We start from the raw sequence: 20,110 nt of genomic DNA, 5'->3' as shown, positions 1-20,110 counted from the left end.
ATAAGAACCAGGGGACGAGACTCGTGCGAATTCCAGTGAAAGCCGTCGGGGCTGCGACGGCCTTGTTGTTGAGCGCGCCGGCCTTTGCCGGCTGGGAGCCCACCAAGCCGGTCGAGATTGTGGTGGCGGCGGGCGCGGGCGGTGCCTCCGACCAGATGGCGCGGATGATGCAGGCCGCGATCCAGAAGAACAATCTGATGAAGCAGCCGATCGTGGTCTCGCTCAAGGGCGGCGCGTCGGGTGCGGAAGCGCTGATGTACATGAAGTCCGGCGAGGGTGATCCGAACAAGGTGCTGATCGCCTATTCGCTGATCTACATGCTGCCGTTGTCGGCCAAGATCCCGTTCAACTGGCGCGAGCTCACTCCGGTCTCGGTGATCGCACTCGACCAGTTCGTGCTATGGGACAACAGCGCCGGTCCCAAGACGGTGAAGGAATTCGTCGACGCCGCGAAGGCGGCAGCCGCACCTTTCAAGATGGGCGGCACCGGCTCCAAGCGCGAGGATCACGTGCTGACCGTCTTCCTGGAGCAGAAGACCGGCGCGAAATTCTCCTATCTGCCCTACAAGTCCGGCGGCGAGGCCGCGACGCAGCTCGTCGGCAACCACACCGAATCCAACGTCAACAATCCGAGCGAAAATCTCGAGGTTTGGCGTGCGGGCCAGGTGCGTCCGCTCTGCGTGTTCGACAAGGAGCGCATCTCCTACACCAGCAAGGTGACGGACACGCAGTCCTGGGCCGACATTCCGACCTGCAAGGAGGAGGGCGTCGACGTCCAGTATCTGATGCTGCGCGCGATGTTCCTGCCCGGCAAGGTCACGCCGGAGCAGCAGGCGTTCTATGTCGAGCTGTTCCACAAGGTGACGCAGACCGCCGAATACAGGGATTACATGGAAAAGCAGGCCTTGAAGCCGATCTTCCTCACCGGCAAGGACATGGTGCAATTCCTCGAGGAGGACGATGCCACCAACAAGTCGCTGATGACGGAAGCCGGATTCGTCGCGAAGTAACTTTCTCTTTCTCCCTCTCCCCGCAGGCGGGCAGAGGGAGAAGCGAAACCACTCCGTCCTCAAGAGAGCATGCCCCGAACCGATCTTGAAATCGTCGTCGACGATCCGACCGCGCCTGAGGAAAACTCTCCTGCCGTCACCAGCTCAGGCACGGTCGAAATCATCGTCTGCCTGCTGCTGCTCGCGCTGGCCGCGACCCTCGGCTACGACAATTGGCGCACCGGTGCCTCCTGGGACTCGACCGGGCCCGAGCCGGGCTATTTCCCGTTCTATCTCTCGCTTGTCCTCGGCGGCGGCAGCCTCTACGGCCTGATCGCCGCGCTGGTTGGACGCCGCGGGGCCGCCGAGGCCTTCGTCACGCGTGCGCAGGCGCGCCGGGTGATGGCGGTGTTCGTGCCGACGCTGATGTTCTGCGTGGTGACGCAGTTCTTCGGCCTCTACGTCGCGAGCTTCCTGCTGATCGCCGGCTTCATGCGGGCGATCGGCAAGATCGCGCTGTGGAAGTCGCTGCTCACTGCCTTCCTGTTCACGGCGATCATGTTCGTCACCTTCGACATCGCCTTCGACGTCATCATGCCGAAGGGGCCGCTCGAAGCGGCCTTCGGCTACTAGGCGGACCCGCGATGGAAGCTTTCGGTCTCCTGCTTCACGGCTTCGCCGTCCTGCTGACGTGGAAGACGCTCGTGCTGATGATGGTCGGGCTCGTGCTCGGCATCTTTGTCGGCGTGCTGCCCGGCCTCGGCGGCCCCAACGGGGTCGCGATCCTTCTGCCGCTCACCTTCACGATGGATCCGACTTCGGCGATCGTGATGCTGTCCTGCATCTATTGGGGCGCGCTGTTCGGCGGCGCGATCACCTCGATCCTGTTCAACATCCCCGGCGAAGCCTGGTCGGTCGCCACCACCTTCGACGGCTATCCGATGGCGCAGCAGGGCAGGGCGGCCGAGGCGCTGACCGCGGCGTTCACGTCGTCCTTCATCGGCTCGCTGGTCGCGGTGCTGCTCATCACCTTCCTCGCGCCGATGATTTCGTCCTTTGCGCTGAAGTTCGGCCCGCCCGAGTTCTTCGCGGTGTATCTCTTGACCTTCTGCTCCTTCGTTGGCCTCGGCCGCGAGGCCAAGCACAAGACGGTCATCTCGATGTCGCTCGGGCTTCTGCTCGCCGGCGTCGGCATGGACACCGTGTCGGGCCAGCTGCGCATGACCTTCGGCTCGGCCGAGCTCCTGCGCGGCATCAACTTCCTCGTCGCCGTCATCGGTCTGTTCGGCATCAGCGAGATCCTGCTGACGATGGAGGAACGGCTGGCACTGCGCGGACATGCGGCGAGCATTTCGCTGCGCGTGGTGCTGAGCGTGTGGAAGGACCTGCCAAAATATTGGGTGACGCTGCTGCGCTCCTCCTTCATCGGCTGTTGGCTGGGCATTACCCCGGGCGGCGCGATCGCGGCGTCCTTTATGGGCTACAATCTGGCCAAGCGCTTTGCCAAGGAGCCCGAGAGTTTCGGCAAGGGCCGCATCGAGGGCGTGTTCGCGCCGGAGACGGCCGCGCATGCCTCCGGCACCTCGGCGCTGCTGCCGATGCTGGCGCTCGGCATTCCCGGCTCCGGCACGGCTGCGATCCTGCTCGGCGGGTTGATGGTGTGGGGGCTCAATCCCGGACCGCTGCTGTTCGTCGAGCACAAGGATTTCGTCTGGGGCCTGATCGCCTCGATGTATCTCGGCAACGTCGTCGGGCTCGTGCTGGTGCTGACCACTGTGCCGATCTTCGCCTCGATCCTGCGCGTGCCGTTCGCGGCCGTCGCGCCGATGATCGTGGTGTCCTGCGCGATCGGCGCCTATGCGATCCAGAATGCGATGTTCGACATCTGGCTGATGCTCGGCTTCGGTGTCGTCGGCTACGTCTTCAAGAAGATCGGCACTCCGCTGGCGCCGTTCACGCTGGCGCTCGTGCTCGGCAACCGCGCCGAGGACGCCTTCCGCCTCTCGATGATCGGCTCAGGCGGCGACCTGAAGGTGTTCTGGTCGAACGGACTGGTCGGCTCGATCACGACGCTGGCCATCGTGCTGCTGTGCTGGCCGGCGATCGACGCGTTGCTTGGCCGCGTCGGATGGACGCAACGGACCAGGACGACATCGCGCTAGGACTGAGCGACCGGATCAGCCGGGCCATTTCTGGCGAAGGGTTTCGTCGAACCTCGTTTGGCTGCCTGGGGCGAAGCCTGCTTCCTCCGTCAATCGATGATATGACGACCATCTTTGTGGTCGGAGGAAAATCGTGTTCTTCGTTCTGTCCAAGACGCTCGGCATCATGGCGCTGCCGCTGAATTTCCTGATCGCCCTCGGTGTCCTCGGGTCGCTCCTGCTCATGACGCGATTTCTCAGGCTCGGTCGCACGCTTCTGGTCCTTGCTGCATTGTTGCTCGCGGTATGCGGGTTCGCACCGGTCGGAAACCTGCTGCTCTATCCGCTGGAGTCCCGCTTCCCGGCCTGGAGCCCGTCCCAGGCCGCGCCGGATGGCATCATCGTTCTCGGTGCGTCGATCGACGTCGATCTGTCCGCGGCTCACAGTACGCCGGTTGTAACGGCGGCGTCCGACCGGATCATCGTCACCGCTGCGCTGGCTCGGAAATATCCCAACGCGCGCGTGGTCTATACGGGCGGCAATGCCAACCTGATCTCCGGCGAGGCGAAGGAGGCCGACTTCGCAGCCGGGCTGTTCGAAAGCCTTGGGATCGACAAGAGCCGGCTGATGCTCGAAAACCGCGCTCGCAACACCTACGAGAACGCGCTGTTCACCAAGGCCTTGGTCGATCCGAAACCAGGCGAGCGCTGGCTGCTGGTGACGTCGGCCTTTCACATGCCGAGGTCGATCGGTCTGTTTCGGAAAGTGGGATTTGCGGTCGAGCCTTGTCCGGTCGATTGGCGTGTCGGCACGGGACGGGACGTTCTCTCGTTCACGGACGTTGCACAGGACGGTCTGTCGCGCACCAACATCGCGGTCCGTGAGTGGCTCGGCCTGATCGCCTATCGGGCCACCGGCCGCATCGACCAATTGCTTCCGGGGCCGCCTGGCTGAGACGTCAGCCCAAGGTCAGTCCCAAGGTCAGTCCCAAGGTCAGCCCCAAGGTCAGCCCCAAGGCGGCTCAAAGGCGGCTCAAAGGCGGCTCAAAGGCGCCTGAGGAGCTCGGCGATCTGATCGGCGAGCTCGTCCGGGCGATGACCGACCGTCTCCAGCCGGATTTCCGGGCGTTCGGGCGCCTCATAAGGCGCGTCGATGCCGGTGAAGTTCTTGATCTTGCCTTCCCTCGCCTTGGAATAGAGCCCCTTGGGGTCGCGCCGCATGCACTCTTCGATGGGCGTGTTGACGAACACCTCGATGAAATCTCCCTCGGGCACGAGGCCGCGGACCATGTCACGCTCGGCCTTGTAGGGAGAGATGAACGAGCAGATCACGATCAGGCCGCTGTCGACCATGAGCTTGGCGACCTCGCCCACGCGCCGGATATTCTCGACCCGATCGGCTTCCGTGAAACCGAGGTCCCTGTTGAGCCCATGGCGGAGGTTGTCGCCGTCGAGCAGCATGGTGTGGTTGCCGGTCGCGAACAGTTTTTGATCGAGAATATTGGCGATCGTCGATTTACCTGCACCGGACAAGCCGGTGAACCAGATGATCCGCGGCTTCTGGTTCTTGAGCGCGGAACGTTCGGCCTTGCCGATCGAGAGCGGCTGCTAGGCGATGTTGCTGGCACGCCGCAACGGAAATGCGATCATGCCGGCGCCCACGGTCCGGTTGGTGTAGCGGTCGATGACGATGAAGGCGCCGGTCCGGCGGTTGGCCTCATAGGGGTCGAAGGCAACCGGCAGCGCCGTGGCGAAATTGCAGAACGCGATCTCGTTCAGGCCGAGCGTGGTCGCCGCAAGGTGCTCACGGGTGTTGACGTCGATGCGGTATTTGATCGCGGTGATGCTCGCCGACGTGATCGTCTGGGTGCCGATCCTGACGACATAGTTGCGCGCGGGTACGAGCGGGTCCTGATCCATCCAGATCAGTTGGGCGGCGAACTGGTCTGCAACCTCGGGACGTTCGGTCGGCTTCGCCAGGATGTCGCCACGGACGATGTCGATCTCGTCTTGGAGCGTGATTGTCACGGCATCGCCGGCCTCGGCTTTCGATAATTCGCCGTCGTAGGTCACGATCTCCTTGATGCGGCTCGCATGGCCGGACGCCGACACCACGATCTCGTCGCCGGGCTAGATGCTGCCTGATGCCACCGTTCCGGTGAAGCCGCGGAAATCGAGATTGGGGCGGTTGACCCACTGCACGGGAAAGCGGAATGGCAGTCCGGTCGTTTCGCTCGCGACCTCGATGCTTTCGAGATAATCGAGCAGGCAAGGGCCGTGGTACCACTCGGTATTGCCCGAGCGCTCGATGACGTTATCGCCGTAGCGCGCCGACATCGGGACGGGAACGATCGAGGAGAAGCCAAGGCCGGTGGCGAGGCGACGTAGTCGCCGACGATGCGATCGAACACGTTCTTCTTGTAATCGACCAGGTCGATCTTGTTGACGGCAACGACGACGTGCTTGATGCCGAGCAGCGAGCAGATGAAGGAATGGCGCCTGGTCTGCACCAGGACACCCTTGCGGGCATCGATCAGGATGATGGCAAGCTGCGCGGTCGAGGCACCGGTGGCCATGTTGCGCGTGTACTGCTCGTGGCCCGGCGTGTCCGCAACCATGAAGGAGCGTCGCGGGGTCGTGAAGAAGCGATAGGCGACATCGATGGTGATGCCCTGTTGCCGCTCGGCCTCGAGCCGTCGACCAGGAGTGCGAAATCGATGTCGTCGCCGGTGGTGCCATGCTTGGCGCTGTCGCGCGCGAGCGCGGCGAGTTGATCCTCGAAGATCAGCTTGCTGTCGTGCAGCAGCCGCCCGATCAGGGTCGACTTGCCGTCGTCGACCGAGCCGCAGGTGATGAAGCGGAGCTGGTCCTTGGTCCCAGTCGGATGCGGCTCGCGAAGAACGGAGGCGTTCATCAGAAATAGCCCTCGCGCTTCTTCTTTTCCATCGAGGCCGCTTCATCAGAGTCGATGAGACGGCCCTGCCGTTCGGAGACCGTTGCCGTCTGCATCTCCGCGACGATGTCCCTGATCGTCGTTGCGGAGGAATCGATTGCGCCGCTGAGGGGATAGCATCCCAATGTACGGAAGCGGATCATCCGCATTTCAGCCGTCTCGTTCGGCTCCAGCGGGAGGCGGTCGTCGTTCACCATGATGAGCGTTCTGCCGCGCCGCACGACGGGGCGCGTCTTGGCGAAATACAGCGGCACGACCGGGATGTTCTCGAGCATGATGTATTCCCAGACGTCGAGCTCGGTCCAGTTCGACATCGCGAACACGCGCATCGTCTCGCCTTGCCGGATGCGGGCATTGAGGTTCCACAGCTCCGGTCGCTGGTTACGCGGATCCCAGACATGGCCGGCGGAGCGGAACGAGAAGATGCGCTCCTTGGCCCAGCTCTTCTCCTCGTCGCGCCTCGCGCCACCGAAAGCCGCATCGAACTGGTAGAGGTCCAGCGCCTGCTTCAGTGCGTCGGTCTTCATGACCTGGGTGTGCAAAGAGGAGCCGGAGGCGATCGGGCTGATGCCGGGCTCGACGCCTTCCTTGTTCACATGGACGATCGGATCGGCGCCGATGCGCTTGGCCGTCTCGTCGCGGAAAGCGATCATCTCCCGGAACTTCCACGTGGTGTCGACATGGAGCAGCGGGAAGGGGAGCCTGGCAGGATGAAACGCCTTCATCACCACGTGGAGCATCACGCTCGAATGCTTGCCGATCGAATAGAGCATGACCGGCTTTTTGAACTCGGCGACCACGTCGCGCATGATCTCGATCGATTCAGCCTCGAGGCGGCGGAGATGTCGGGGCAACATATTTTTCTTTTGATCCAGTGCGCTATTCGCCGATGCGTCCGCCCCAGGCAACGAAGTGACCGTTGCGATAGGCCGGCTTGCCGTAGCGAACGTCATCTCCATCCAGGCCGAGAACGCGTCCGCCGGCCGCCAGCAGCACCGCATGCCCTGCGGCCGTATCCCACTCCATGGTCGGAGCCAGACGCGGATAGACGTCTGCCGCACCTTCTGCGACTGCGCAGAATTTGAGCGACGATCCGGAGGGCTCCAGTTCCCGGATCCGGCGCTGGCTGATCCATGCCTGGGTAGCCTCGTCGAGGTGCGACCGGCTCGTGACGGCCCGCAAGCCTTCGGGAGAGGGGACCTGCACCTCAATGGTCTGCATGTCGCTGAACGAGGGACCACACGGGCCGGGTTCGACATGCAGCTTGTAGGCGTTTGATCCGCCGAGATAGAGCTGGGACAGGGCCGGCGCATAGACCGCGCCCGCGACCGGTGATCCGTCTTCGATCAGGGCGATATTGACCGTGAATTCGGCGGTTCCCCGGATGTATTCCTTGGTGCCGTCGAGGTGGTCGACAAGGATGAAGCGCGGATGCCGTATCGTCACGGTGCCGTCGCAGGTTTCTTCCGTAATGACGGGCAGGTCTGCAAGGTTGCGTGCTAGGCACGACCGAATGACCTCGTCGGCCTGAAGATCGGCGGTGGTGACCGGCGAGCCATCGCTCTTGTATTGCGGATCGCTCGCCGTCGCGCGGACCCTCATGATGGCTTCGCCGGCTCGAACGGCGATCAAGCCAAACAGGCGCGCAATGCGATCCGTCTCGCCCAACACTCCAGCGCCGCTCATTGGAGCGGTTCACCGGTGCGCTGCCCAGACATGGCGGTTGCGACCGGACAAAGGCGCGAGCGGGCGCTGCCAGCCAAGATGATCCCCTTCATAACCCCCTCACAAGATCCATTGTTCGGAAATATAGTAGACCGGCCATTGGCGGCGGGTATGCCGCAGACAGAACCACTTACGGGTGTGTAGGAGTATTTTCGGAATCCGTCCGAAAGACAAGCACGCGAGCGGGCTCCGTGGCCTGCCCATGGTCAAGGTCGCGTGTTCCCGACACGTGCTGAGCCCGCTGCAGACATCGCGCCGCCGCGGCATGTCAACGAAATGGGCGCTCACCGGCGAGCCGTTTGACGCGCAGGCAGCGCACAAGCAGCGGGCCTGCTCAACGAAGTCGTCCTGGCGGCATGCTCGACGCCAAAGTCGCTTGGCTGATCAGGGGTACCGTCGACAAATCACCGACCGCGATCCGCTGCGGCAAAGCCGCAATGGGCGCAATTTCGGTCGTAAAGACTGCCGGCGGGGAGAGGCGGGCGGAGGTATTTTTATACCTCTCGATGTACGGCTGGCCCTGTCGTGCATCAGGGTGACGTCACTATGCGATCAATGCCCATCGTAGGGCGTCGGATCGTCATGCATGTCCCGGATCATGGCTTGCCAGTCGGATGCACGGAATCCGGTTCGCTTGGCGAAATTGCTGCCATCGAGCCTGCGATCGCAGAAGAACTTCTCGTCGCGCTCGAGGGTCACGCCGAGCCCGTATTGCGCGTTCACGATCTGCAAAAGCTCGTATTTGCTGATCGGATCCGAGGCAACGTGCCAGACGCCATCGACGTCTGGATGTTCCGTAATCAATTTTCCGACCAGATCCGACATGGCGTTGGTCGTAAGGCCGGTATAGAGAGCGCCGGCGAATCCCTTCGCTTGCCCGCCACGTTGCGAAATGAACCATTCGACCAGGCTGGAGCGTCCGCGCAGTTCCCTGCCGACGATGGACGATCGAATGGTCAGGCAGCCGGGCCCAGAGACTTCGCCCAGCAGCTTGCTGCGTCCGTACAGATCCTCTGCATCGGTAGGCGAGCTCTCCGAAAACGGACCTTTCCGACCGGCGAACACACAATCGGTGCTGAATTGTATCAGGCGAGCGCCGCGCTTGCGGCAGAGCGCTGCGGCCCTGTGCGGAAGCATCGCGTTGGCCGCAATCGAAGTAATGGCGTCCTTCGCCAGATCGATCTGCTTGATGACGCCGACCGCATTGATGACGACATCGGGACTCGTCGTCTCGATCGCAGCCTCAAGGTCTGCGTCCTGCAGCACGTCTACATTCGGCTGAAATCGGTAGGCACCAGCCAGGGCCAGTCGGGCTGCGGGCGTGTCAGGAATCGAAGACGAACGGATCGTTCCGGAAACCTGAAGGCCCTGCGCCGCCAGCCTCTGGACAAGCTTGTGCCCAAGCATGCCGGTTGCTCCGAGCACCAGCACGTGCGGGACGCGGCGAGCCGTGTGTGGATCAGGCGGCAATTCCGACGACATTCTTCATTTCCACTCACGATTGACGTGGCTGAGCATCTCAGCGGATGGCATCTATCTCACCGGTCTGTCAAGAAATTCCGGATTTCGCGTGGGTCGGCCCAGACCGAGGGTAGCTTGATGTGTCATTTCCCGTCCGTCTGGTGGCTCGGTCCCGCTTGACAAGTTCGTGCCATCGGGCGCACGGCTGGTGCATAGGGCTTGCTGGCTATAAAACTCGCTAACTGCCGCGCATCTGGACCTAATCTCGGGGCTCGCCCCCATCAAGTAGGACCTCGACTGTCGTTATGGAAAGATTGCATCCGATTGACCCCCAGAATGAGCGATGTGCATTTTGTGAGACAGAGGGTCTGGTAGAAGTCATTGATTTCGGTGACGTGGCGCTGGCCGGCGGGTTCTTGAAGGAGGAAGCGTTCGCCCGGGAATCGAAATTCCGCCTGCGCGTGTGCTTCTGCCCGAGTTGCTACGCGGTTCAGGTTCCCGACAAGGTTGATCCGAACCTCCTGTTCGCCGACTATTTCTATTTCTCGTCGGCGATCCGGACGCTGCGGGAGCACTTTAACGATTACGCGACGGAGGTGGTGGCGCGATTTGTCACGCCACGCCATGCCACGGTGCTCGAATTCGGTTGCAATGACGGCATCCTCCTGAAGCCGCTGGCGGACCAGGGCATCGCCAATCTCATCGGCGTCGATCCCGCGCTCAACATTCTGAAGACGATCGATGATCCGAGAATCAACACGGTCCATGGCTTCTTCAACGAATCTCTCGTCGAGGAGTTGATCGGGCGTTTCGGCAAGGCCGATCTGGTTCTCGCCAACAATGTGTTCGCGCATATCCCTGACATCAACGGCGTGACACGGGCAGTCGAGAGGATCCTGAAGGACGACGGCGTCTTTGTGTTCGAGGTGCACTATCTCGGCAAGATTATCCAGGATCTCCAATACGACATGATCTATCACGAGCACCTGTATTATTACTCCCTGCTCGCGCTCGAAAATCATTTCGCCCGTCACGGCATGACCGTCTTCGACATCAAGCCGATACCGATCCACGGCGGCTCGATGCGCTACTATGTCTGCAAGAAGAACAGTTTCCACGCCAAGGACATTTCGGTCCGCGTGCATAATCTGCGGAACGAGGAGCGGGCGCTTGGCTACGACCGCCCGGAGACCTACACGACCTTTGCGGCGAACTGCGCCGACCGACGCCAACGGTTGATGGACCTGTTGACGCGGCTGCGCGCAAAGGGCCGCACGATCGCCGGATACGGCGCGTCCGGCCGTGCCAACACCATCATCCAGTATTGCGGGATCGGACGCGAGCATCTCGAATACATGATCGATGATGCGCCGGCTAAGCACGGCTATTCGACGCCCGGTTCGCATCTCATGATCCGCAGCAACGACGTGCTGCGCACGGAACCTCCGGATTATCTGCTGATCTTTGCCTGGAGTTTCTTCAACGAAATTGCGGCGAAGAGCGCGGATTACGTCGCGCAAGGCGGCCGGTTGATGGTACCGCTTCCCGATGTGCGGATAACGTTCTATCCGACCTCGGATGACCTGCTCTAAAAAATGAACTACCCGCTAAAAGTCGGAGACTAGAATGAAAGTTATGTCGATTTTCGGCACGCGGCCGGAAATGATCAAGATGTGGTCGACGTTCAAGAAGCTCGATGCGTTGAACTTCGAGCACGTCATGGTTCATACCGGCCAGAATTTCACGCCGGAGCTCAAGGATTTCTTCTTCCGCGATCTCGAGCTGCGCGAGCCGGATCATCAGCTCAATATCGACACCTCGAGCTATTCGCGCGAAGTCGCCGACGTGATCATCAAGTCCGATCAGTTGTTCGAACAGCACAAGCCGGACGCGTTGCTGATCCTCGGCGATACGTTCAGCGGATTGTCGGTGATGCCGGCGGCGCAGCGCGGCATCAAGATCTTCCACATGGAAGCCGGGCTTCGCGCGTGGGACAAGCGGATGCCGGAGCAGCGCAACCGCATCCTGATCGACCACATGAGCAGCATCTTGCTGCCGTTCAATGCCTATCACCGGGAGAATCTGCTCCGTGAGAACATTCATCCCTCGAAGATATTCCTGTCCGGCAATCCGACCTTCGAGGTGATGCGTCACTTCCTGCCGCAAATCCAGGCCTGCGACGTCCTCAAGCGCATGAACCTGTCGCCGAAGGGCTACATCCTGGTCACCGCGCATCGCAGCGAGAACGTCGACAATCCGGTCTATCTTGCCCGTCTCTTCGAGGCATTCGGGGAGATGGGGCGTCGTTTCAAGCGCGAGGTGATCTATCCCATGCACCCGCGCACCAAGAGCAAGCTGAAGGATATCAAGATCGCGGACGGCGTTCGCGTCATGGCGCCGCTCGGATTCTACGATTTCAACAAGCTGCTTGCAGAAAGCTTCTGCGTGCTTTCGGATTCCGGTACCGCCCCGGAAGAGGCGTTGTTCTACAAGGTGCCCTGCGTCAGCCTGCGCATGACCACGGAACGGCCGGAGACTGTCGAGGCTGGCGCCGTCGTTGTCGGCGGCATGGAAGTATCCAATCTTGTCGACGCCGTGGAAACGGTGACCGGTCAGGATTGGCAGGTACGCTACGACTTCAACGAGAACTTCGCGGCGTCCTCGGTCGTCGTGAACTGCATCCGCAGCCAGATCACGAACTGGTTCTGAGCAGGCTGAAGACGCGCGGCGAACGGATGGATGGGGTGCCGGCCTCGAGCGGAGGCCGGCTATCCCGGACCCCGGATGCTGGAGACCGGGCGACGGTCTCCGGCGACATCATCTTTTGAAGATGTAATGGAGGTAGCGCCAGTAGATGCTCCACTGGTAGGTGAATTTCGACTCCGATCCCTCCTCTTGTCGCACGGTCAAGACGTAGGGTACTTCGGCGAAGCTGAAGCCCAGCTTGCCCGCAAGATAGACCTCCTCGATCAGGACGATGAAGCCTCGCTCGGTCGTCGAGATCCTGGTCCAGGCTTGGGTGCGGATTGCGCGAAAGCCGTTGGTAAAGTCGGTGATCGGGAGGCCCATCACCATCCGGGCAAGCAGATTTCCCGCACGCGAGATCCAGTAGCGCTGCCAGGAAACGCCTTTGACGGTGCCGCCCTTATCGTACCGGGTCGCCTTCACCAGATCGATATGGCGCCGCATGGGTTCGAAGAAGTTGGCAATGAAATGCGGCGCCTGCGTTCCGTCCGCATCCATGACCAGCGCGTACTCGAAGCCATTTTCAACCGCGACCCTGCAAAGGGTCCGCTGTGCTGCGCCGTAACCGCCGTTCTTAGCGTGGCGTTCGAGAATGAGCGACGGGAACTTGCGTTGCAGCTGAAGCAGGATCTCCCAGGTCTTGTCACTGCTGCCGTCGTCGACGGCAATGATCGCCGTCCGTGCGGGGACCGTGCCCAGGAATGAAGAAATGTTGGTTACGCAGTTTTCGATCGCAGCCGCCTCATTGTAGGTGGGCAGCGCAATACAAAAGCTCGGCAGCTTGTCGGCACTTTCCGCCGGGTGGGAGCTCGCAGCACGGGACGAAGCGTCGGCGGGGTCTTGCAAGTGCAGATCTCCAACAGGGCTAACCGATACAGGATCCACTATCCGGCATGCCGGACCTGTGCAGAAGCGCCGTCAGCGGCCCTTCCCATCAGGGCCGCCAGCCGCGGATCAATCCACCGCCGGAATAGAACGAGACAAACCAAGACGGCAAGCCCAATGCCCGAAAATATCTTGCCTATCAAGAATGTCCGGGGGGCATAGCGCATCTCGACGACATGCTTGCCCGGGTCCAGCAGCACGCCCCGGAAGGCCTGATTGACCAGGCCGAGATGACGCTCCTCGCCATCGACCCAGACCCTCCAGTTCGGGTGCCAGGCATCGTTGAGCACCAGGACGCCCTTTTGCGACACGCTGGCCGAGATCTCGAGCCGGGTGTGGTCGTAGCGCGTGATTTCGGCATGCTCGGATTGGCTCGGAGGCTCCGCATTCGGGCCCAGAATTCCACGCGCTCTTGCCTCCGCTATGAAAACGGGATCGTCGGAGGTCACGACGTCGCGCGGCGACCTGTCGATATCCAGCGGCGTTTGACGTCCTTCGGAAACCTGATGGACAATGAGCGCGCGCGGCAACGGATTGGGGTTTTCGACGATTGCAAACTTGGGGTCTTCATAAATGGTCTTCCAACCGGAATCTGCCACGAAGTGACGAAGGCGCCCGTACGTCGCCGGCAACACCAGAAACCTGACGCCCAGGAAATCGAGCCCGGGAAGGTTGAGAAAATCGGTGTCAGGCGCCAGTACCAGCGTTGCGAATGTCTCCCAACGTTGGGCCGGATTGGGCAGGATCAGGCGATTGAAAAGATCCTCATATCGGGGGAACAGCTGAAAGTTCATCGATCCGATCTGATACAATCCATAAGCGCTACCGTATTCGGGTGGAACGCCTGGCTGCCCGTAACTCGCGATCCGGTGCAGACCGCCCTGCTTTTGCAGGACGCCGATGAATGGCGCGGGCTCGAGGAAGCGGTCGTACCGCACCGGCTTATAGTGATTCAGGTCGAACGTGAGCTCGCCCCAGGAAAGCACGACCAGGCTTGATGCCACGACGATCGAAGCGACCCGTGTTCGTCTCAGAATGATCAGTGCCACGCCTGCTTCGAGAAGGGCCAGTGTGACCGCAAGATAGAGCGGTTCCTTGATGTTCTCCTTGCCCCAAAGGAGTGTTGTATAGGCGAAAGCTCCCCCAATCACCGCCGCGCCGACCAGCAACGGGATCCACCGCAGTCCGCCATTCTGCAGGCCGTGCAGCCCGAGTGCTACGATGATCGTGAAGATCAGCCCGATGCTGATCCAAACATATTGTTCACCAAGATTGCCGAGTACCGGAATCGCATCGATGACCGACGATACGCCAGCCACTCCGTAGACCCGCGCGATGAGCAACAGGAGCATCGCGCAGAGTGGAATAAGGATGGTTCGCTGAAAAACCGGCCATGGCCGCGCAATCTGGGTCGCGAGCAGGGCGCCGATGATGCCCTGGTGAAATGCGAAATTGCCGCGCATCACCGCGAGTTGCGGCGTAGCGGCGACATAGGACTCGAAGGCATGCTTGGGCGTGAAGAGCGAGATCAGGTTGAAGAGGTTGGTCGGGAAGAATTGCCGTTTTGCATAGAAGTCGCCGGTGCCCATGTATTTCAGCGCTTCGAAAATCGGCAGATACACGATTGCAAGCGCGAGCAGCGCCAGCGCGACGCCACCAAGCTGGCCTGCAATCAACCCTCCGGCAGATCTGGAAATCGAGCCCAGCTTTCGCTCTCGCGAGATTGAATGTCCAACGGACGCGGCAGCGCCAACCAACAGAGCGGTCGCCATTGTCAGGATCGTCGTCGGCAGAAACGTCGTGGCGAGGATCAATCCCGCCCCGCACGAAATTCCCGTCATCTTCAGGGCGCTCGGACGCCGAGCGAAGCTCACCAAAGCCAACGTCAAAACCGGAAAATAAAGCCATGTCTGCGAGACATTCGAGCCCATGTTGGCAACGTAATATCCATTCAGCAGATATGTGACACCCCCGCCCAGTGCTGCGACGAATGAGAGCCGGAATTCGATCGTAAGCAGCGCGAGCAGGCAAAAGACGGCGATCAGGTTGAAGAACAGGAAGACGGCATGGAACACCCCGTCGCTGCCGCCAAGAAGCGCGGTTGCGATCGAGAGGGGCGACGTCTTGATATCGACGAGTGTTTCCGGACCATATGCACCGGTCGCCGAATACGGATTCCAGTAGATCGATTGCCCGTCGCGAAAGCTACGTCGGACGAATTGTATGCCAGGCTCGGACTGGAACGCGGCGCCTCCCGGATCAGTCAGCCCGTCGTAGATGCTGCGGTTCTCCCGCTCAGGAAGAAACCGAACCTTCTTTTGCTGATCGTAGGTGATGTTGACGATATTCGCGTTGCTCAGGCTGGCTTTGAAAAAGATGACGTCTGGAAATGCGGCCACGATCAGGCAGATTGCGGCCAGCGCGCAACGTCCGAGCAGCCTTCGGTCGTTTCCATCGGATTCGTGTTTTGCGAAAATTGTAAAAACCGAAAAGCCGCGCCGCCCCAACATTCCGCCTCGATCCGCTTCGCTCTTACGATCGCCGCCAGCGCCAACGTAGCGGCCTTGTGGCACCTCGCGCACCATAGCACGGCCAGGCGGTGAGAGACGGCGGCCAGTGCGGGATTCTAGCAAGTCGTGGTCCCGATTTGCCCATGGCCATAACGGCCCGATTTGTCAATTCGCGATTTGAGTAACCAACAGAGCTCTGGCGGCGTGTGCCGCGGAATCGGGGCGCCTCGGTTGCGTCGCGGCTTCGGCATCGACGGGTTAAGCGCCGGGCAGATCGTGCAAACAAGAGCATCTCAGTCGGACTTTTTTGCCCCGCATCGTGCTGGATGCAGGGTCGGTCCGGCGGTCCCCGAAAGGCTGGTTCCGGAGGCCATGGGATGGCTCTTTTTGTTCTCTTGATACTGGAGGGTTCGCGGTCTACAGAGGCGTCAAATGCCGAAATTTGCTTGACAAGTGAGCATCATGCATCGCGAGGGCCAGGGTGTGAGTATGAACGGTGAGCCGCGGAGCTCGAGGACAGTCGCCGACTTTTCGAGCCAATGGACGACGTTCCCGGACAATTCGGGCTATTTCGTTTCTATCGATCTGTTCGAGGACTCGCTCGCCGGCTTGCTGAGCTTGAATGATTTTTCGGACAAGCGGGTTCTCGATCTCGGTAGCGGCACCGGTCGCATCGTGCGCTGGATATTGAAGTCGGGTGCGCAGCATGTTTACGCGGTCGAGCCGGCGGAAACGATCGAGATCCTGAAAGAGAACACGCGCGAGCGATCTGAAAGAATTACCTATAAGAACTGCACCGGCGACAAGATCGATATCGACTCCGATGTCGACCTCGCGATTTCGCTCGGCGTCGTGAGCTATATCGAGAACCCGCTCCCGACGTTTCGTGCCATTCGCAACGCATTGCGTCCTGGCGGCCGGTTCTATGTCCTGGTGATGTCGCGGGAAGGAAACGCCTTCTATTATTACTTCGTGCTTCCGCTGCGATGGATGACGACCAAGCTGCCCGATTCCTGGCTGGTGGGCGTATCGAAGTTCCTGGCCGGCTGTGCATCGATCTACGGCGCGCTGTGTCGCGTCGCCCCTTTGCCGATGCATGTCTACTTTCGTTCGGTTTTCATGAAGGTCGCGTGGCATGAACGAGTCATGCTCGTGTTTGACCAGTTGAATCCGACCTATGCGCATTATTATCGGGGGCCGGAGCTGCGGCAGTTGTTCGAAGCCGCGGGATTTACCGACATCAAGATGGTTCACAGGCACGGGTACAGCTGGGCGGCCATCGGAACGCGGCCGTCCTGAAGCTTCCGGCGCGCCAGGCCGGTGGGACCCGTCTTCGGTCCATCGATGCCGGCCGTGGTGAGCAAGTCAACGGGAGCATTTGGGGGCTCGATTGCTCTGAGCTCGCCGGCGAAATCAGGAAAAGTCTGAGAATGCCTTGGAGGTGGGACTTCCTGAGTCCGCGGAAAGTAAGCCGTGGCGCCGTCGATATGACTTTGCTTGCGCTGCTGAGCACGGTCGAGGTCTGGCTTCTCGTGCGGGATTTCGGAGTCCGGCTGTCGCAGTCGCCAATCGACGAAAGTCCGGTGGCGCACGCCTATTTCTTCGCTAACCCCGGCGACTTCTCATTAGATGCCTACATGAAAGTCTGGTCTCATGTTGCGATCAGCTCAGTCACGAATTGGCTTCCGGCGTTTCTCTTCAAATACCTCTCCGTCCCGCCAGGGATATTCTTCGCGCTCTTCGTCATCTTGCAGGCCGCAGGCCTCAGCTGTGCCTGCTACTGTTTCGCGATGGCGTTGTTCAAGTCGCGGGGCATCTCCTGGCTGACCGCGCTCTTCGTGCTGATGTGGCGGCCACACTTCTTCAGCCCCGCCCTCATCGGGGGGCTCGACTGGATGCCCTATGCCAATTGGCTCGCGCTGCCCTGCCTCATCATGGCGGCGGCGACGGTGATCGAGGGGCGCGTCGGATCCAGCACGATGTGGCTCGGCGTTGGTGCAGCCATTCATCCGATCATGGCGCTGATCGCCACCATGTTCGTGGTCGCCTATGTCCTGACGCAGCGTAGACTGGATTTCAGCACCTTGTTGCTCGCCGCCGGCGTGGGGGCGGTGGTTCTCCTCGTGGCATATGTTCCGGGGTACATTTCGACACGCGGACTGGCGACAATTTCGATGTCGGCCAAGGCGCTGTTGAACAATGCGCACATCTATCCGTTGGGGGCCGAGTACCCCTACGGTCTGGCAGCCTTCATCAACGGCATATTCTGGACGGTTGGACTGTTTCTGCTCGGGCTGTCCGGCCTGAACGGCGCGAGCAAGCAGGCGCGCTGGTTCCTGTTCAGCGCGGGCGCGATGACCGGGGTTGCCTGTGCGCTGCATGCTCTTGCGGTGATCTTTCAGTTCGCTCCGGTCATGAACCTGATCCTGTCGCGCGCCTGCATTCTTCTTCTTCTCGTGAGCGTTCCCTTTGTCATGCGGCGGGTGGTGGCTGATCTCGTGAGCGGGTCGGCGCTCCGTGTGATTGCCGCCCTGTTGCTCCTCTTCAATTGCTGCACGCTCTCGATCCTGGGCCTCGTTGCGCTGTCGTCGTATCCTGCCGGGGCCGCCGGGAGCCGTGTCAGAACTGCGTTGGCGTGGCTGGGCAGCGCTGTCGCCTTCGTGACGTCAGCCATTCTGCTCGTTCGTCATGTGGCCGGTTATTCGACGGCCGTTGATCACAACGTGCTGTTCTGGATGGGGCAAACCATCGGCTGGATGTTGACGGAAAACAGGCTCAATCTGTTCAGATGGGATCTGTTGATCCCGTGCGCTGCGATGATCGCACTGGCGAGCATCCTTGCCCGGACCTCCTGGGGGCAGGATCTGATCGCATTGCCTGCAAGGCAGATTGTTGAATTTCGCGTGGCAGTTGCCGTCGTGGCCTGCGCCCTCATCGTTGCGATGTCGCTGGACAATGACGCTGTTGGCCTGGCGGAGACGACGGGTGAACATCGTGACCTGTACGATGCGCAGGTCTGGGCGCGCGATCATACCCAGCCTGGATCGGCTTTCATCAACACCGGGTTGGCGCCGTTGGCCTGGCGCGGGGTCAGCAGGCGTCAGACGATCGTGACCTATGCTGTCGGAAACGTCTATGTTTCGACGCCCGAGGCGCAGAGCTACAACGCCCGGATGGCCGACTTCAAGACGCGGAACATGATCGTCGATGATTCAGAAGGCTGGGCCAGGCTCGATGAAAATCAATGGCGAGCGTTCAAAAGCGAGTTTGGTGGAGATTACCTGGTCCGCAAAGCCGGGTGGAATTCACTGTCGTTTCCCGTCGTCTTTGCGAACCACTCGTTCGTGGTCTACAAGCTTGATGGCTAGAGCGAACAAGTTCGACGTGTCGCTCGGCACCGGCGTCAACAGAAGAGCAAAGTGTGCACGATCGCGTCGCGCGGACGCCTACACCACCTTGGCCTGCCTGAGTTTCGCGATCTCCTCGGCATTGAAACCGAATTCGGCGAGCACCTCGTCGGTCTGCTCGCCGAATTCCGGCGGCCGCGCCACCATCTTGCTCGGCGTGCGCGACAGCGTCACGGGCTGACCGACCAGGCGGATGTGGCGGTCCTCGTCGTTCGGCACGTCCTGGGCGATGCCGAGATGCCTGACCTGCGCATCCTCGAACATCTGGTCGATGGCGTAGATCGGCCCGCAGGGCACGCCGGCCTCGTTGAATTCGCGGACCCAGGTCTCGGTCGACTTCGTCACCGTGCGCTTCTCGATCTCGGCGTTCAGCGCATCGCGGTTCTTGGAACGGGCAGGGGCCGTCGCATAATCGGGATGGCTGTAGAGCTCGGGCGCGCCGATCGCCTGCGCGCAGCGCTCCCAGATCCGCCCGCCCGTCGTGGCGATGTTGATGTAGCCGTCCGAGGTCTTGAATACGCCGGTCGGGATGCTGGTCGGATGGTTGTTGCCGGCCTGTTTTGCCACTTCCTTCTCCATCAGCCAGCGCGCGGCCTGGAAGTCGAGCATGAAGATCTGGGCCTGCAGCAGCGAGGTCTGGACCCACTGGCCTTTGCCCGAAACCTCGCGCTCGAGCAGCGCGGTGAGGATGCCCATGGCGCAGAACAGGCCGGCGGTGAGGTCGGCAACGGGAATGCCGACCCGCATCGGGCCCTCGCCCGGCGCACCGGTGATCGACATCAGCCCGCCCATGCCTTGTGCGATCTGATCGAAGCCCGGCCGCTTGTGATAGGGGCCGTCCTGGCCGAAGCCGGAGATGCTGCCATAGACGATGCGCGGGTTGATCTCGCGCAGGCTCTCATAGTCGATGCCGAGCTTCTTCTTCACGTCGGGCCGGAAATTCTCGACGACGACGTCGGCCTTGGCCGCAAGGCGCTTGAAGACGGCTAGCCCGCGCTCGTCCTTCAGGTTCAGCGTCATGGCCCGCTTGTTGCGGTGCAAATTCTGGAAGTCGGAGCCCCGCCGCGGTCCGCCCGGCTGCTCACCGCCGGAATCCTCGGTGAGCGCGTCGATCTTGATCACCGTGGCACCCCAGTCCGCGAGCTGGCGCACGCAGGTGGGTCCGGAGCGGACGCGGGTCAGATCGAGCACGGTGAAGCGTGACAGGGCTTCCGAGGCATGCGGAAAGGGCATTTTGGGAGGCTCCGGGAACAGATTGCGGGCCTACCATAGTGCCGAAAGATCATGCGGCAAG

At 61.2% G+C, this 20,110-nt stretch carries 14 protein-coding genes and 1 pseudogene; 8 read left to right on the top strand and 7 right to left on the bottom strand.

Features of this window, described 5'->3' with window-relative positions:
• The first annotated feature begins 23 nt into the window (after positions 1-23).
• From FXB40_RS28035 to FXB40_RS28020, 4 genes are all read left to right on the top strand, one after another.
• Positions 24-1,010 carry a Bug family tripartite tricarboxylate transporter substrate binding protein gene (locus tag FXB40_RS28035; RefSeq protein WP_148775357.1) on the top strand — a complete coding sequence of 329 codons (987 nt, stop codon included), beginning with the start codon at positions 24-26 and terminating at the stop codon, positions 1,008-1,010.
• 69 nt (positions 1,011-1,079) lie between these two features.
• Positions 1,080-1,622 (top strand): tripartite tricarboxylate transporter TctB family protein, encoded by a 543-nt coding sequence (locus FXB40_RS28030; protein ID WP_148775356.1) that lies wholly within the window; start codon positions 1,080-1,082, stop codon positions 1,620-1,622.
• A gap of 11 nt (positions 1,623-1,633) precedes the next feature.
• Positions 1,634-3,151, top strand: a complete 1,518-nt coding sequence (locus tag FXB40_RS28025) for a tripartite tricarboxylate transporter permease (protein WP_148775355.1) — start codon at positions 1,634-1,636, stop codon at positions 3,149-3,151.
• Positions 3,152-3,284: 133 nt separating this feature from the next.
• Positions 3,285-4,085, top strand: a complete 801-nt coding sequence (locus FXB40_RS28020; protein WP_148775354.1) for a YdcF family protein — start codon at positions 3,285-3,287, stop codon at positions 4,083-4,085.
• Positions 4,086-4,174: 89 nt separating this feature from the next.
• On the opposite strand, the pseudogene cysN reads toward FXB40_RS28020, so the two are convergent.
• The 4 genes and pseudogenes from cysN to FXB40_RS27985 all read right to left on the bottom strand — a co-directional run bounded on the left by cysN (position 4,175) and on the right by FXB40_RS27985 (position 9,239).
• A pseudogene (gene cysN / locus FXB40_RS48155) lies at positions 4,175-6,044 on the bottom strand (sulfate adenylyltransferase subunit CysN).
• Positions 6,044-6,940: a sulfate adenylyltransferase subunit CysD gene (cysD, locus tag FXB40_RS28000; RefSeq protein WP_246208003.1), complete on the bottom strand. Its 897-nt coding sequence runs from the start codon at positions 6,938-6,940 to the stop codon at positions 6,044-6,046. The pseudogene cysN and the gene cysD overlap by 1 nt, the downstream one beginning before the upstream one ends.
• 22 nt (positions 6,941-6,962) lie before the next feature.
• Positions 6,963-7,769: a 3'(2'),5'-bisphosphate nucleotidase CysQ family protein gene (locus FXB40_RS27995; protein ID WP_148775351.1), complete on the bottom strand. Its 807-nt coding sequence runs from the start codon at positions 7,767-7,769 to the stop codon at positions 6,963-6,965.
• Between the two features lie 591 nt (positions 7,770-8,360).
• The gene (locus FXB40_RS27985) at positions 8,361-9,239 is read right to left on the bottom strand and encodes a dTDP-4-dehydrorhamnose reductase family protein (RefSeq protein ID WP_187437190.1); all 879 of its coding nucleotides are present in this window, start codon (positions 9,237-9,239) and stop codon (positions 8,361-8,363) included.
• Positions 9,240-9,574: 335 nt separating this feature from the next.
• On the opposite strand from FXB40_RS27985, the gene FXB40_RS27980 reads away from it, so the two are divergent.
• Together FXB40_RS27980 and wecB are read left to right on the top strand one after the other, a co-directional pair.
• The gene (locus FXB40_RS27980) at positions 9,575-10,861 is read left to right on the top strand and encodes a class I SAM-dependent methyltransferase (RefSeq protein ID WP_148775349.1); all 1,287 of its coding nucleotides are present in this window, start codon (positions 9,575-9,577) and stop codon (positions 10,859-10,861) included.
• Positions 10,862-10,895: 34 nt separating this feature from the next.
• On the top strand, positions 10,896-11,978 hold the full coding sequence (gene wecB / locus FXB40_RS27975) for a non-hydrolyzing UDP-N-acetylglucosamine 2-epimerase (RefSeq protein WP_148775348.1): 1,083 nt from the start codon (positions 10,896-10,898) through the stop codon (positions 11,976-11,978).
• Positions 11,979-12,086: 108 nt separating this feature from the next.
• Here the strand turns inward: wecB and FXB40_RS27970 are convergent, their stop codons facing one another.
• Together FXB40_RS27970 and FXB40_RS27965 are read right to left on the bottom strand one after the other, a co-directional pair.
• Positions 12,087-12,860 carry a glycosyltransferase gene (locus tag FXB40_RS27970; protein WP_187437188.1) on the bottom strand — a complete coding sequence of 258 codons (774 nt, stop codon included), beginning with the start codon at positions 12,858-12,860 and terminating at the stop codon, positions 12,087-12,089.
• 38 nt (positions 12,861-12,898) lie between these two features.
• Positions 12,899-15,484, bottom strand: coding sequence for a YfhO family protein (locus tag FXB40_RS27965; RefSeq protein WP_148775346.1), 2,586 nt, complete (start codon positions 15,482-15,484; stop codon positions 12,899-12,901).
• Between the two features lie 414 nt (positions 15,485-15,898).
• On the opposite strand from FXB40_RS27965, the gene FXB40_RS27960 reads away from it, so the two are divergent.
• Positions 15,899-16,708, top strand: a complete 810-nt coding sequence (locus FXB40_RS27960) for a class I SAM-dependent methyltransferase (protein ID WP_187437187.1) — start codon at positions 15,899-15,901, stop codon at positions 16,706-16,708.
• 188 nt (positions 16,709-16,896) lie between these two features.
• Positions 16,897-18,777 carry a hypothetical protein gene (locus FXB40_RS27955; protein WP_148775344.1) on the top strand — a complete coding sequence of 627 codons (1,881 nt, stop codon included), beginning with the start codon at positions 16,897-16,899 and terminating at the stop codon, positions 18,775-18,777.
• Positions 18,778-18,855: 78 nt separating this feature from the next.
• Here the strand turns inward: FXB40_RS27955 and FXB40_RS27950 are convergent, their stop codons facing one another.
• Positions 18,856-20,049 carry a CaiB/BaiF CoA transferase family protein gene (locus FXB40_RS27950; RefSeq protein WP_148775343.1) on the bottom strand — a complete coding sequence of 398 codons (1,194 nt, stop codon included), beginning with the start codon at positions 20,047-20,049 and terminating at the stop codon, positions 18,856-18,858.
• Between the last annotated feature and the right edge of the window lie 61 nt (positions 20,050-20,110).

Origin of the sequence: Bradyrhizobium rifense (genome assembly GCF_008123425.1) — a bacterium.
Taxonomy (GTDB): domain Bacteria; phylum Pseudomonadota; class Alphaproteobacteria; order Rhizobiales; family Xanthobacteraceae; genus Bradyrhizobium; species Bradyrhizobium rifense.
The sequence above is the reverse complement of the archived record's forward strand: the minus strand, read 5'-3'. Positions and strand labels throughout refer to the sequence as shown.

Bases quoted from the DNA above. Each gene is read 5' to 3' on its own strand.
- FXB40_RS28025 (WP_148775355.1), top strand. From the start codon at position 1,634: ATGGAAGCTTTCGGTCTCCTGCTTCACGGCTTCGCCGTCCTGCTGACG.
- FXB40_RS27980 (WP_148775349.1), top strand. From the start codon at position 9,575: ATGGAAAGATTGCATCCGATTGACCCCCAGAATGAGCGATGTGCATTT.
- FXB40_RS27950 (WP_148775343.1), bottom strand. From the start codon at position 20,049: ATGCCCTTTCCGCATGCCTCGGAAGCCCTGTCACGCTTCACCGTGCTC.
- FXB40_RS27955 (WP_148775344.1), top strand. From the start codon at position 16,897: ATGACTTTGCTTGCGCTGCTGAGCACGGTCGAGGTCTGGCTTCTCGTG.
- wecB (WP_148775348.1), top strand. From the start codon at position 10,896: ATGAAAGTTATGTCGATTTTCGGCACGCGGCCGGAAATGATCAAGATG.
- FXB40_RS27995 (WP_148775351.1), bottom strand. From the start codon at position 7,769: ATGAGCGGCGCTGGAGTGTTGGGCGAGACGGATCGCATTGCGCGCCTG.
- FXB40_RS27965 (WP_148775346.1), bottom strand. From the start codon at position 15,484: ATGGTGCGCGAGGTGCCACAAGGCCGCTACGTTGGCGCTGGCGGCGAT.
- FXB40_RS28030 (WP_148775356.1), top strand. From the start codon at position 1,080: ATGCCCCGAACCGATCTTGAAATCGTCGTCGACGATCCGACCGCGCCT.
- cysD (WP_246208003.1), bottom strand. From the start codon at position 6,940: ATGTTGCCCCGACATCTCCGCCGCCTCGAGGCTGAATCGATCGAGATC.
- FXB40_RS27960 (WP_187437187.1), top strand. From the start codon at position 15,899: ATGAACGGTGAGCCGCGGAGCTCGAGGACAGTCGCCGACTTTTCGAGC.